Origin of the sequence: Sedimentibacter sp. LTW-03 (assembly GCF_052059825.1) — a bacterium.
GTDB lineage: Bacteria > Bacillota > Clostridia > Tissierellales > Sedimentibacteraceae > Sedimentibacter.
The window spans coordinates 2,453,158-2,467,650 of sequence record NZ_CP197180.1 but is presented as its reverse complement, the minus strand read 5'-3'; the positions used below and the strand labels follow the sequence as shown (position 1 = coordinate 2,467,650).

The window sequence follows — 14,493 nt, the reverse complement described above, 5'->3', positions numbered from 1 at the left end:
TATAGGGCGGTAAAGTAATGGATAGAAAAAAAGAGTTAAAAGAAATGTATAAACAGATGAAGACAGATATGGGGGCTTTTATTATCCGGTTGAAAACCGGTAATAAATATTATTTAGAGACAACACATAACTTGAATGGTAAGATAAACAGTTCGAAATTTCAGCTGAAAATGGGAAGCTTTAGAAACGAGCAACTACAGAAAGAATGGAAACAGTGCGGCGCAGATAATTTTGAAATCAAAATATTAGAGAAGCTTAAATATGATGAGGACGAATCTAAGACCGATTATAGCGAAGAATTGGAAATTATGAAAACAATATGGGAAGAGAAGTTATCTGAACAAAATATGGTGCCGTACAGATAGGAGAGATACATGAGTTTAATACCTGAAGACGTACATTCATCATGGAACAGATTTTTGTCTAAGGATGTTTGTGATGAATTAGAAATAATCGAAAAAAAAATAGGAAGTAACATAAACCCTGATTATGTAAATGTAATGAGGTTTTTAAAAACTGATTTAGGCAATGCAAAAGTTGTGATACTGGGGCAGGATCCATATCCGGAAAAAGGAAGGGCAACCGGAAGAGCATTTGAAGTGGGAGACCTTAAATCATGGAATGATAAGTTTAGACAGGTTTCTTTAAAAAATATTGTGAGACTTCTTTATAAAAATTACAATGGTATTGATAAATATGACGAAATTTTAAAATTCTCACAGATACAAAATAAAATTTTAGATGGAAGTTTTAATATTGCTCCTCCGTATGAACTTTTTAAACTTTGGGAGCGGCAGGGAGTTTTGCTGTTAAATACATATTTGACTGTCGAATCCGGAGTTGCAGGCAGCCATATTTCGATCTGGGAACCGCTAAGCATTAAGCTTTTAAAGTATATTTCTGAAGAAAATATAAATATCAACTGGTTTTTATGGGGTAAATCTGCAGAAGAAAAGAAAAAATATATTAAACATGGTAGGTTTTATATAAGCAGGCATCCCATGATGTGTTCCGAAAAATATAAAGATGATTTTTTAAAAAGCAATTGCTTTAAGGATAGTATGAATATAATAAACTGGTTAGGCTAGACGGAGTGAGCCTTAACGGCCTTCTATCTTGATTATTTTGCAATGAACCTGAGCTGATACAAGCTCAGGCTTTTTTTGTCTAAACATGCAATTGTAAATGCATGAGTTGCAAAATAAATTGCAAAACAACAAAAATGAAGTTGTTAAATAAATTAAATATAATTTAAACTTGACTCAAATACAGCATTACATTATAATAAACAATATAAATAAAAAAACGTGACTAAATATTAAAATGCAATTTAAAATAAATTAGTTTCAAATATAAAAATTATCTCGGAGGTGCATCGTGAAGTATAATCCTGTAGAAGTTATTAAACCAAAATTGTATAAAGATATTTTTCCTTATGATGAAATCCCCAAAATTAAATTTAACAATATTCAGCTGCCTATTAGTATTCCTGAAAATATATGGATTACAGACACTACATTTAGGGACGGCCAGCAGTCCATGACTAATATGCACACTGAACAAATGGTTAGACTTTATGATTTTCTTCATGAGCTTGATAATGAGTCAGGAATAATTAAGCAGACGGAATTCTTTTTATATACACAAAAAGACAGAAAAGCAGTTGAAACCTGCATGGAAAAAGGGTATAAATTTCCGGAAATAACATCTTGGATAAGAGCAAATAAGGAGGACTTTAAACTTGTTAAGTCCATGGGCATAAAAGAGACGGGAATTCTTATGTCATGTTCTGACTATCATATTTTCAACAAATTAAATAAAACGAGACAGGAAGCAATGAAGATGTATCTTGATATTGCGTATGCCGCACTGGAAAACGGAATAGTCCCGAGATGCCATTTTGAGGATATAACAAGAGCAGATTTTTACGGTTTTGTTGTTCCCTTGGCTAAAAACCTCATGGAAATGATGAAGGAAAGTAAGATTAATGTAAAAATAAGAGCCTGCGATACTTTGGGACTTGGAATTTCTCATGCAGGTACAGAGCTTCCCAGGTCTGTTCCGGCTATAATTCACGGACTGAGGTACTACGCAGGAGTTCCGTCGGAATCAATTGAATGGCATGGACATAACGATTACTATGCAACGGTTACTAATGCTTCGACTTCGTGGCTGTACGGGGGTTCATCAGTTAATTCCACAATGTTTGGAGTTGGAGAAAGGGTCGGTAATACACCGCTTGAGGCTATGATAATTGAATATGCTCAAATAAAAGGGAATACTAAGAGCATGAATTTAGAGATAATAAATGAAATTGAGGATTATTTTGAAAAAGAGCTTAATTACAATATTCCGGTAAAGACACCTTATGTAGGCAGGGAATTCAATGTAACAAAAGCAGGTATTCATGCAGACGGGTTGTTAAAGGATGAAGAGATATACAACAGCTTTGACACGAGAAAAATTCTAGGCAAGCCACCTTTAGTTGCAATTAACTCTTATTCCGGAATTTCCAGCATAGCTTACTGGATAAACAGCTACTTCGGGTTAGAAGGAAGCGAAAAAATGCAAAAAAATGATCCTAGATTAATTCCTTTGAAAAACAAGATTGATGAAGAATATGAAAGAGGAAGAACAACTAACATTTCGGCTAAGGAAATGATAGTGATGAGTAATGTGTATGTTTTTGATAATAAATATAATGAAAAGATAATTTAGGAGGTCCTATGGCACTTACATTAGCAGAAAAAATCATACAGAATCACCTTGTGGATGGTGAAATGAAACCTGGAAATGAAATAGGAATAAGAATAGATCAAACTCTTACTCAGGATTCCACAGGAACCATGGCATATCTGCAGTTTGAAGCCATGGGTGTGGATAAAGTAAAAACGAAGCGTTCTGTAGCATATGTGGATCATAACATGCTTCAGTCGGGACCTGAAAATGCAGATGATCATTTATATATACAAACGGTAGCTAAAAAGCACGGAATATATTTTTCGAAGCCGGGAAATGGAATTTGCCATCAGGTTCATTTAGAAAGATTTTCGGTTCCGGGAGACACTTTGCTGGGATCTGACAGCCATACTCCTACATGTGGAGGAATGGGAATGCTTGCAATAGGTGCCGGAGGACTTGACGTTGCTGTTGCTATGGCTGGAGGAGCATATAACATCACCATGCCAAGTATTGTAAATGTTGAACTTAAGGGAGAACTTAAAAAATTTTCTACTGCAAAGGATGTTATTCTTGAAGTCCTTAAGCATTTTACTGTCAAGGGCGGTGTTAATAAGATATTTGAATATACCGGAGAAGGTGTAAAATCTCTTTCTGTTCCTGAAAGAGGAACCATAACAAATATGGGAGCGGAGCTTGGCGCTACAACCTCGATATTTCCTTCGGATGAAAGAACGTTGGAATTCTTAAAGGCTCAGGGAAGAGAAGACGATTATGTCGAAATGAAGCCGGATAAAGGTGCAGTGTATTCTGAAAAGATAGTTATTGATTTGAGTTTGCTCAGGCCAAGTGTGGCATTGCCGCATTCACCAGATGCAGTAGTCCCTGTAAGCCAGGTAAGGGGGAAAAAGGTGACGCAGGTTGCAATAGGAAGCTGCACTAATTCTTCGTATGCGGATATGATGAAGGTAGCAAATATATTGGAGGGACATACAATTCATGAGAATGTGTCCTTGGTGATTTCTCCTGGATCAAAGCAGGTTTTAACAATGCTTGCGTCAAATGGAGCACTTGCTAAAATGATAGGAGCAGGCGCAAGAATTCTTGAAAGCGGATGCGGACCTTGTATAGGCATGGGTCAGGCGCCCAGCACAAACGGAGTTTCTCTAAGAACATTTAATAGAAACTTTAAAGGAAGATGCGGAACAGATTCGGCAGATGTTTATTTGGTGAGTCCGGAAGTGGCTGCATTTTCGGCCATAAAGGGATTTATAGCGGATGTTGATGATTTTGAGAATGTTGACCTGAAAATTAATATTCCGGAAAGTTTTGCGGTAAAAGATAATATGATAGTAAGCCCTGCCGAGGATGGGAAGGATGTTGAGATAGTAAGAGGTCCTAATATTAAGCCTTTCCCGAAAAATAAGAAGATGGGAAGTACAACAGGAGGCAAAGTCCTTATTAAGGTTGCAGATGATATTACAACTGATGCAATAATGCCGTCTAATGCAAAATTACTTCCTTACAGGTCAAATATACCATATCTTTCAGAGTTTTGCTTTTCTCAGATTGATAAAGATTTTCACAAGAAGTCAAAAGAAAATAACGGAGGAGTAATAGTCGCAGGCAAAAACTATGGTCAGGGATCCAGCAGGGAGCATGCCGCTCTGGCGCCGTTGTATCTTGGAGTAAAGGCAGTGATTGCAAAGTCGTTTGCGAGAATTCACAAAAGCAATTTGATTAATAACGGAATAATTCCTCTTACATTTACAAATGAAGGTGATTATGAGGATATTGATGAAATGGATGAAATTGTTATTAATGACTTATTAAATCAGGTTCACAATAAAAAAGTAACGGTATTTAATAAAACAAAAAATAACAGCTATGAAACGGAATTGACAATTTCGCCAAGGCAGGTTGAAATGTTAATATACGGAGGGCTGCTTAACAAAATTCGAGAAGAATAGTGAGAGCAAAATATGAAAAGAAAAATAACATTGATTTCCGGTGACGGAATTGGTCTGGAAATAATGAGTGCAGCTGCTGAAATAATTGATGTCGCAGCAGGTAATGTTGAATGGGAAGAAGTTGCAGCAGGTCAGGGAGCGTATGAGGCTTGCGGTGAGTTACTTCCTGAAAAAACAATAGCAAGTATTAAAAAAAATAAAATTGCATTTAAAGGTCCAATTACAACCCCCGTTGGCAAAGGATTCAGGAGCATAAATGTTCAGCTCAGGCAGTATTTTAATTTGTATGCAAACCTGCGTCCCGTAAAGTCCTATGAAGGAATTAATTCGCTTTATAATGATTTGGATCTAGTTATTGTAAGAGAAAACAGCGAAGATCTTTATACGGGAATAGAGCATATGGTTACGAAAGATGCGGCGGAAAGCATAAAAATCATAACCAGAGGAGCAAGTGAAAGAATAGTTGACTTTGCATTTAAAATTGCACAAAAAGAGAAAAAATCAAAGGTTACGCTTACACACAAGGCTAACATAATGAAACTTACTGACGGATTATTTTTGGAATCCGGCCGTAAAATTGCTGAGAAATATCCGAATATAAAATTTGAAGATGTAATAGTTGATGCGATGTCTATGAAACTTGTTATGAGGCCTTATGATTATCAGGTTGTTGTAGCGCCGAACTTGTATGGTGATATACTTTCGGACTTGGCTGCTGGATTAATAGGTGGACTTGGAATGACTCCCAGTGCAAATATAGGCGATGATATAGCGGTATTTGAGCCGGTGCACGGGTCGGCGCCTGATATAGCGGGACAAAACATCGCAAATCCTACAGCGGCAATTCTTGCAGGAGTTATGATGCTTAAGTATATGGGCGAAGATTCATCTGCAGCAAAAATAGAAAGTGCACTTAAAAGAGTTTTGAAGAACGAGAGTCTTCATACTAAGGATATTGGAGGAAATTTAAATACAACGGAATTTAAGAATGAAGTAATTAAAGCACTGTGATAATAATTTTATATAAATTAGAATTTTAATTGCTAGGCTGTTGAAAATCTCTGTTTTAAATGCATGTCAATGCAGCAGGTATGATTTTCGGCAGCCTAAATTTTTTAGTTTTTAATTTATTTTAACAGATTAGTTCACTTATTGATGGTATAATACAAAGAACTGAATTTAAATTATAAGGGCGGCCATATTAGCTGCCTGTTTAATGATATTTGTGTTTTGCAATGGAAGAAACTAGGTGTGCAATGGTAAATATATTGAAATTAAGGACGATAATTAATAAAGATAGAACATTAAAGAGGCTGCATATTAAAGAGGGGACAGAAGTGTTTAAAAGTGCTGACAGCATTTTTGAAGAGGTAAGTCGTATAATAAGAAACAGTCTACAATGGACAGCGGTATATAAGGTTGTGGACAGCCTAGATATAAAAGGTGTAAAAAAACATGAAAAATATGTTGTTTGCTTTGTGTCCGCAAAGGGAGTGGTAGCTGAAATGTCTCATAATTTGATGTCTTCGGGTCAATATATGAAGGGATATCTTCTTCATGAAACAGCACTGGACGCAATGTTTGATGCTTCAAATGAAATGAATAAAATTATAAACAACGAAGCGTCGAAAGCGGGACTTGGACTTTCGAAAAGATATGCTCCCGGAGATGGAGATGTAGATTTAGATTCGCAGAGATGCTTGATCGATATGTTAAAAATGGAAGCTGAAATTGACGCATATTTAAATGAAAAAAATATTATTACACCGGAAAGCTCATTGCTTTATATATTAGGAATGGAAAAATGCAAGGAATGTATGAAGAATGCTGAAGAATGCGCATGCTGCAGTAACGATAACTGCCAATACAGAAGAGTACACAATTAAATCGAATGAATGGGTACAGTATCATTTGGCTAAAAATATATATAAATGTTAAGAATTATTAAGAAATATAAAAAATGTTGGAAATATAAGCAAATGATGTAATGCACATTTTTGCATTTTTTTTAAAACGTGTATTTTTAAATAAAAGGGGTCTTGCGAAACTATATATAGTATGTTATTGACATAATATAAGCTTGATGCTACAATATGTAGTATCGCCACAGAAATAATTGAAACGAGGGAGAATAGGGGTTATGATTAAAATATTAAAGAGAACCGGAAGCTTTGCGGATTTTAACGGAGATAAAATTACCAATGCAATTATCAAAGCCATGAAGGAAACTAAGACCGGTGTTGATGAAGAACTGGCAAAAGAGATAAGCCTTAAAATACAAACTGAATTGGAACATAAAAATTTTCCCATACCTGTCGAAGTAGTTCAGGATATTGTAGAGAATGAACTTATGGACAGTACAAGGAAGGATGTTGCTAAAAGATACATATTATACAGATATGAAAGAGATAAATCAAGAGATTCGAGGAAGAGAAAGGATTATAAGCTTTTAAGTGAAGAATTTATCAGCAAGTACAAGCATATTGGATCTCCCATGAATGAACTGGGGAATTTTGTATACTACAGAACGTATTCGAGATGGCTTCCTGAAGAAAGAAGGAGAGAATACTGGTGGGAAACCGTAAGAAGGGCAGTTGAGTATAACTGCAGTCTTGTTCCGACTAAGAAGGAAGAAGCTGAGCAACTGTATGACAATATATTTAATTTAAGACAATTTTTATCTGGAAGGACTTTTTGGGTAGGAGGAACTCCCGTATCGTACAATTATCCAATGGCAAACTTTAACTGCGCATTTGAGGTAATAAATGATTATCATTCATTCAGAGATTTGTTCTATCTTTTAATGATAGGTTCGGGTGTCGGAGTGAGGATATTGAAGGATGATGTTTCTCAGCTATCTAAAATCAGAGGGAACTTTAAGATAATTCACGAGGATTACACACCTGTTGAAAAACAAAAAAGAGAAGACAATACGGGAATAGAATTTGCAAATAATAATACAGTAAAAATAATTGTAGGAGACAGCAAGGAAGGCTGGGTTCAGGCTTTGGATCATTTTTTTAGTTTTATAAATTCAAGTGAGTACAGAAATATTTCTACTATTATTATTAATTATAACAATGTAAGACCTAAAGGAGAAACTCTTAAAACATTCGGAGGTACTGCCAGCGGACATTCGAGCCTGAAGAACATGTTCACTAAAATTGACATTGTAATTAAAAAACGAGGAGCGATTGAAGGAAAGGACAGATTCAAACTCAGACCTATCGATTGTTTGGATATAGCCAATATTATCGGAGAAAATGTTGTTGTCGGCGGAGTTAGAAGAACGGCTGAAATAATGCTTATAGACTATGATGATACAGACTGTATTGAAGCAAAAAATAAGCTTTATAAAAATATAGACGGGCAGTGGATTGTTGACAAAGATATAATTCATCGTTCCATGAGCAATAATTCAATTTATTACAGGAAAAAACCTGCAAGAGAGCAGCTTAAATGGCAGCTTGAACAAATGCGTTATTCAGGTGAACCGGGATGGGTTAATGAAGCTGCTGGCAGCAAAAGAAGAGAAAATATGAATGGCGTAAATCCATGCGGAGAAATCTTGCTTGACAATAAGGGGCTGTGTAACTTAACTACAGTAAATGTGCATGCATTTGTAGATGATGAAGGAAATCTAGATGAAAAAGCACTGTTAAAAGCTCAGAGATTGTCTGCCAGAGCGGCGTACAGAATGACATGTGTTGAGCTTGAGCTTTCCCAATGGGACAGAGTGCAGCAAAGAGATAAGGTAACAGGATGCTCATTGACCGGATGGCAGGATATGGCTAATGCTGCAGGGCTTAATAGAGAGCAGCAGTCAGAGCTTTTGAGAAAATTGAGAGAAGCAGCTAAAGATGAGTCGGAACGTTACTCAGGGGAAATAGGAGAAAGTGCTCCGTTGCTTGTAACTACGGTAAAACCGGAAGGAACATTGTCGCAGCTCCCTGGAGTATCAAGCGGAGTACATTATTCTCATTCACCGTATTTTGTAAGAAGGGTGAGAATCAACAGCCATGACCCTCTTGTAAAGGTATGCGAGGAACTTGGATACAGAATATACCCCGAAGTAGGTCAGGATGTTAAGAGCTGTACAACCAAGGTAATTGAGTTTCCTGTCAAAGCTCCTCATGGAAAAACAAAGTATGATGTTAATGCCATAGAACAGTTGGAAAACTATAAACTTTTTATGGAAAATTACGTAGACCACAACTGCTCGATTACTGTTCATGTTAGGGATAATGAATGGGAACAAGTTGAACAGTGGGTATGGGATAATTGGGATGATGTTGTTGCTCTTTCGTTCTTGTCTCTCGATGATAGTTTCTACCAACTGATGCCTTATGAGTCAATTTCGGAAGAAGAATACAATAAATTGAAGAATGAAATGAAGCCGTTTATTCCTTCTTTATTGAGCAAGTATGAAAAGCAGGAAGAAGAACTTGATATAGGTAATGAAGGCTGTGATACGGGAATATGCCCTATCAGATAATATGTTATACTAAAAAGAGGTTGATTCTGGTTAGCAGATGTCAACTTCTTTTATTTATACAAAATATTCTAATATTATAATATTAGAATATAACTAATTTTTATAAAACTGCATGTAAAATAAAAAAGTCTCATATGATTATTAAAGGTTAAAATATTGACAAAGCTTAAATAATAGTCTAAGCTTAATTACGGTATTATATTTACTAAGTGTCGGTTATTGAGCTTAGTTAATATCGGCTTTATTTGCAAAGTCGCATAAATAATTATGTTAGGAGACAACAAAATGGGAGAAAATTTAGAAAAAAAGATATTATCAAGAAGAGATGTATTAAAAACTGCAGGAAAAGCTACAGCAGGCTTAGCAGTTGCAAGTGTGGTTCCTTCGATATTAACAGCATGTGCTCAGGAAACTGAAGTTCCTTCAAAGGAAGTTTTGAATTATGAATACATGGAAGCAAGCGAGGACGCGCCGACATACCCTTATCCATATCAGAAATTAGATGTTGAAACAGTTAAAGAAAGAGCATATGCAAGCTTCTATAACAAAGGCGGATGCTGCAGAGCCGTTGTTGACGGAATAATAGGTGAACTGGCAGACAAGACTGGTTACCCTTACAATCAAATACCTATAGATGCATTTGCAAACGGAGCAGGAGGATATGGAGCAGGTTCATTGTGCGGATCTATGGGAGGTTCAGCTTTTGTTTTAGGCCTTGTATGTCCACCTGAAGATGCAAGCAAGCTTTTTGCAGAAATGGCTTCATGGTATACTTCTACAGAAATGCCTATTTATCAACCAGAAGTAAAAAATGAGACTGTAGTTGCTAAATCAATAGACTGTAAAGATTCAGTTGGAGTTTTCGTTGCAAATACAGGATATGCAATGGATGCTCCTGAACGTAAAGCAAGATGTGCAGGCGTTGCAGCAGACTGTGCAGGAAAAGCAGTAGAACTGATCAACAATTATTATAATCTTTAATTTTTAAATATTAAAGACTGTTGCTCTAAATCAGTGCAGCAGTCTTTTTATTTTAAGGTTTATTATTGAACTTCATGTGGTTAATTTGTAATGAAAAACTATCTAGTCATTAATTTAAGGACTACCTTTGACGCATTTATGAAATCTTCAATATTAAGCTTTTCATCTATGGTGTGAGCAAGCTCCATTCCGGCTCCTATATTTATTGCTTTTATTCCGTTCTTATTATAGATATTGGCGTCACTTCCACCTCCTGAAGGAACTTTTTCAACTTTGAGCCCAAGTTCTTGGCATACATCTGATATTGTTTTAAGGTGCTCGTCATTTGGATCTATCTTATAAGAATAGTAGCAGTTTTCTAATGTGTAATCTAAATTTGCTTTATATTTTTCACATGACTGCTGAAGGCATTCTATCATGTGTTCTGCCTGAGCATCTAATTTTTCGGTTGATCGGCTTCGTGCTTCTGCTACTATTTCTGCAAGCGGTGATACTATATTGGTTGGGCCTTCTGCTTTGAGAGTTCCAATATTTGCAGTTGTATCTGAATCAACTCTTAAAAGTTTCATGTTTGATATGGCTTCAGCAGCAGCTACTATAGCGCTTACACCGTTTTCCGGACATGCTCCTGCATGTGCGGCTTTTCCCTTTATTTTGGCGAATATTCTTGTTTGTCCGGGTGCTTCTGTTATAATTTTACCGGGTCCTCCGCCGCTGTCAAGAATTACTGCTTCCTTTGACTTAAGCCTGTTAAATTCAACTTCCTTGACTCCGTTTACGCCGCCTTCTTCGCAGATTGAAAATACAATTTCAATGGGTCTGTGCTTCAGATTTTTTTCCTTTATACTTCGCACCGCTTCCAATATTGCAACTACGCCGGCCTTGTCATCTCCGCCTAATATTGTATTGCCTCTGCTTTTTATGTATTCGCAGTCTATGTATGGTTCAATTCCCGCGCCTGGTGTAACAGTATCCATATGTGCTGAAAAAAGCATGGGGGTACTTTCCAATGATCCAGGTATAAAGCAATAAATATTGTTTCCGTTGGAGTTAAGTTTTTTACCTGCTTCGTCAGTATAAGTTTCCAACCCTAATGCCTCTAAATCTTTTAAAATTTTTTCTCCGATAGCTTTCTCGTTTTTAGTTTCGCTGTCTATCTTTACGTATTCCATAAAAGTATTAAGCAATCGTTCCTTATTAATCATATAATCCTCCTTTTGCTGTTTATTCCATTATATAATAAAGGAAATATGATACAACCTTTTTTCTGAAAAAATACAAAAAAACGGTAAAATTTAATAAAGAATTAATTTCAATATTATGTTAATTTTAAGATAAATGTGGTATAATACATATGTATTTATCAAGAAGTTTCTAAGCCTTTCATGGTTTTTTATAAAAAAAGAAGCATGAAGCGTTAGAAATTTAATCGTAATAATTATCAGTGAAAATTAAGACAGTTGCATAAAGTTCAGGGAGCAAATATGTTTAATATACAGGAAGAATTAAAAAAGATGCCCGACAATCCCGGTGTGTACCAGATGAAAAATAAATTTGGCGAAATAATTTATGTGGGTAAGGCGAAAAATCTTAAAAAAAGGGTTCGGCAGTACTTCCAATCAAAGAATCATGCGCCTAAAATCGAGGCTATGATAAGAAATATTGCTGAGTTTGAATATATAATTGTAGATAATGAAGTAGAAGCACTAATTCTAGAGGCAAACTTAATAAAAAAATACAGACCTAAATATAATACTATCTTAAGGGATGACAAGCAGTATCCTTATATTAAAATATCCGTTCAGGAAAAATATCCGAGAATTTACAAGGTAAGAGAAGTTAAAAAGGACGGAGCAAAATATTTTGGACCGTATCCCAGTGCTTATGCTGTTAATGAAATCATTGATATTATAGGAAGTCTGTATAAACTCAGGAAATGTTCTCTTAAATTAGACGGAAGCAAAAAGAATAAAAGGCCATGCCTGCATTACCATATAAACAGATGTACCGCTCCGTGCATGGGAAATGTGGACGCAAAGGAATATAGGGAAGAAATGAATAAAGCAGTTGCATTTTTAGCTGGTGGAGAAAAAGAACTTATTGTTTCATTGACTAAAAAAATGAAGCTTGCTTCAGAGATACTGGATTTTGAAATGGCCGCAAAGTATAGAGATCAGATAAAAGCTCTGGAATTAATTTCGGAAAAACAGAAAATTGTTGCAGCCAATAACAATCTTGACCAAGATGTCATAGGAAGTGCTATGGGAATTGAGGAATCATGCATTCAGATATTTTTCATACGAAACGGCAAAATAATAGGAAGGGAGCATTATTTGCTGACAAATACGGAAAATGAGGAACGGGAAAAAGTTATCAGTTCGTTTTTATCACAATTTTACACAGGAACTGTATATATACCTAAAGAAATTTATATAGAAACCGACATTGAAGATAGGGAAGTATTTGAAAAGCTGTTGTCGCAAAAAAGAGGCAACAAAGTTTCCGTTAAGGTGCCTTTAAAGGGAGACAAAAGCATGCTGATTAAAATGATAAAGAAGAATGCGCTTGAAATATTGGAAAAAGGAAGCCAGAGAATAAAAAGAAGTATTGATGAAAGCATGCAGGCGGTAGAGGCTCTTAAAGATTTGCTGGAATTAGAAAGTATCCCTGCAAGGATTGAAGCCTATGATATTTCAAATATACAGGGAGTTGAATCGGTTGGGTCAATGGTTGTATTTGAGAAGGGCATTCCGAGCAAAAGTAATTACAGAAGGTTTAGAATTAAAACGGTGAAGGGACCAAACGACTATAAAAGTATGGAAGAAGTTCTTGAAAGACGAATTAACAGAGGCCTTGACCGGGGAGAAATTAACGGATTTAATAAGATGCCCGATTTAATATTGATTGATGGAGGAAAGGGACAAACCAGCATTGCAGAAGAAGTTATATACAATTATGGACTAAATATACCCGTTTGTGGAATGATAAAGGATGATAAGCACACTACAAGAGGGCTGATTTACAAAAATAAAGAAATAGAATTCAATAAAACTGACAAAGTTTATCGCTTGATTTATAGAATTCAAGAAGAAGCACATAGGTTTGCAATTGAATATCATCGGAATTTAAGAGATAAAACACTGTTTAAGTCAGAACTGGACAATATTGAAAATATAGGAGAGAAAAGAAAGGTAAATCTGCTGAGGGAATTTGGGTCAGTTGATAATATAAAAAATAAAAGTGTTGAAGAGCTTGCGGGTGTGGCAGGAATGAATTTAAGAGCCGCAGAGTCGGTTTACAGCTATTTCAAAGATAAAAAAATAAAAGACATATAAAGTAATTTCGAGCAATAAACAGCTAAGATAGAGGGATGGTAACAAAGATGCAATATGTAAAGCTTGAGGATTTAGTAAATTATATGAAGTTTGAGCCTGTATATTATCCGGAGGATGTACAGTCAAGGATCTATACGCCGGAAATAATAAGACCCGGCCTTCAAATGGCTGGCTACTTTGATTGGTTTTCATTTGAAAGGGTTCAAGTTATGGGAAAAGCAGAAATGTTTTACCTGAAAACATTGGACATAAAAGTTAAACGGCAGAGGCTGGATAAATTTTTCAGCTTTCCTATTCCTGCTCTTGTAATAGCAAATGATATGGGAGCAGATGAAGATATAATTCACTACGCAAAAAAATATAAAAGGCCTGTTTTTACTTCAAATCAAAAAACAGATAAACTTCAAAATGTACTTATTAATTTTCTTGAGGAGGAATTGGCAGAAGAAACGACAATACATGGAGTATGCCTCGAAGTTTTTGGGGTAGGTGTTTTAATAAAAGGAAAAAGCGGTATAGGAAAAAGCGAAACATCTCTTGAACTTATTAATCGTGGACACCGGTTGGTAGCAGATGATGCCGTTATTATTAAAAAAGTTGATAATGACTTAAAGGCAACGTGTCCTGAGCTTACCCAGCACCTTATGGAAATAAGAGGAATAGGAATACTTGATATAAAGCATTTGTTTGGAGTCGGTTCCATAAGAATAGAGCAGTTTGTTGAAATTGTCATAGAACTTGAAGAGTGGGATGAAAATAAAGAATATGATAGAATCGGAATAAATGAGGATTTTACAGAAATTTTAGGCGTAAAAGTTCCTACAGTTGTAATTCCTGTTAGACCGGGAAGAAATATTTCTGCAATAATTGAAATAGCGGCTAAAAACTACAGACAAAAGCTTTTGGGATACAATCCTTTGGAAACATATAACAAAAGATTTAAAAGTCTTTCCATATAACTGAAGCTTTTATAAAATATCTTGCAAAAATAAAAAAAAAAATACGTTTTATCAAGAATGATAACGTATGTATT

At 35.6% G+C, this 14,493-nt stretch carries 11 protein-coding genes; 10 read left to right on the top strand and 1 reads right to left on the bottom strand.

Features of this window, described 5'->3' with window-relative positions:
* Positions 1-17: 17 nt before the first annotated feature.
* From ACS3UD_RS12225 to ACS3UD_RS12190, 8 genes are all read left to right on the top strand, one after another.
* Complete coding sequence (locus ACS3UD_RS12225; RefSeq protein ID WP_308139345.1) at positions 18-365, top strand: GIY-YIG nuclease family protein; 348 nt, start codon at positions 18-20, stop codon at positions 363-365.
* Positions 366-374: 9 nt separating this feature from the next.
* Positions 375-1,088: a uracil-DNA glycosylase gene (locus ACS3UD_RS12220; RefSeq protein ID WP_308139346.1), complete on the top strand. Its 714-nt coding sequence runs from the start codon at positions 375-377 to the stop codon at positions 1,086-1,088.
* 289 nt (positions 1,089-1,377) lie between these two features.
* A complete protein-coding gene (locus tag ACS3UD_RS12215) occupies positions 1,378-2,718 on the top strand; it encodes a 2-isopropylmalate synthase (protein ID WP_308139347.1) in 1,341 nt (446 codons plus the stop codon).
* 8 nt (positions 2,719-2,726) lie between these two features.
* Complete coding sequence (locus tag ACS3UD_RS12210; protein ID WP_308139348.1) at positions 2,727-4,649, top strand: aconitate hydratase; 1,923 nt, start codon at positions 2,727-2,729, stop codon at positions 4,647-4,649.
* A 12-nt stretch (positions 4,650-4,661) separates the two neighbouring features.
* On the top strand, positions 4,662-5,660 hold the full coding sequence (locus ACS3UD_RS12205; RefSeq protein WP_308139349.1) for an isocitrate/isopropylmalate dehydrogenase family protein: 999 nt from the start codon (positions 4,662-4,664) through the stop codon (positions 5,658-5,660).
* A gap of 245 nt (positions 5,661-5,905) precedes the next feature.
* A complete protein-coding gene (locus tag ACS3UD_RS12200; RefSeq protein ID WP_440977626.1) occupies positions 5,906-6,535 on the top strand; it encodes a hypothetical protein in 630 nt (209 codons plus the stop codon).
* A 254-nt stretch (positions 6,536-6,789) separates the two neighbouring features.
* Entirely contained in the window at positions 6,790-9,144 is a 2,355-nt protein-coding gene (gene nrdJ / locus ACS3UD_RS12195) for a ribonucleoside-triphosphate reductase, adenosylcobalamin-dependent (protein ID WP_308139351.1), read from the top strand.
* Between the two features lie 285 nt (positions 9,145-9,429).
* Entirely contained in the window at positions 9,430-10,125 is a 696-nt protein-coding gene (locus ACS3UD_RS12190) for a C-GCAxxG-C-C family (seleno)protein (protein ID WP_308139352.1), read from the top strand.
* Positions 10,126-10,223: 98 nt separating this feature from the next.
* Here the strand turns inward: ACS3UD_RS12190 and ACS3UD_RS12185 are convergent, their stop codons facing one another.
* Positions 10,224-11,330, bottom strand: a complete 1,107-nt coding sequence (locus tag ACS3UD_RS12185) for a M20/M25/M40 family metallo-hydrolase (protein ID WP_308139353.1) — start codon at positions 11,328-11,330, stop codon at positions 10,224-10,226.
* Positions 11,331-11,609: 279 nt separating this feature from the next.
* Here ACS3UD_RS12185 and uvrC point away from each other — a divergent pair, with 279 nt between their 5' ends.
* Both uvrC and hprK read left to right on the top strand, forming a co-directional pair.
* Entirely contained in the window at positions 11,610-13,460 is a 1,851-nt protein-coding gene (gene uvrC, locus ACS3UD_RS12180; RefSeq protein ID WP_308139354.1) for an excinuclease ABC subunit UvrC, read from the top strand.
* A 47-nt stretch (positions 13,461-13,507) separates the two neighbouring features.
* Entirely contained in the window at positions 13,508-14,419 is a 912-nt protein-coding gene (gene hprK / locus ACS3UD_RS12175) for an HPr(Ser) kinase/phosphatase (RefSeq protein WP_308139355.1), read from the top strand.
* The last annotated feature ends 74 nt before the right edge of the window (positions 14,420-14,493 follow it).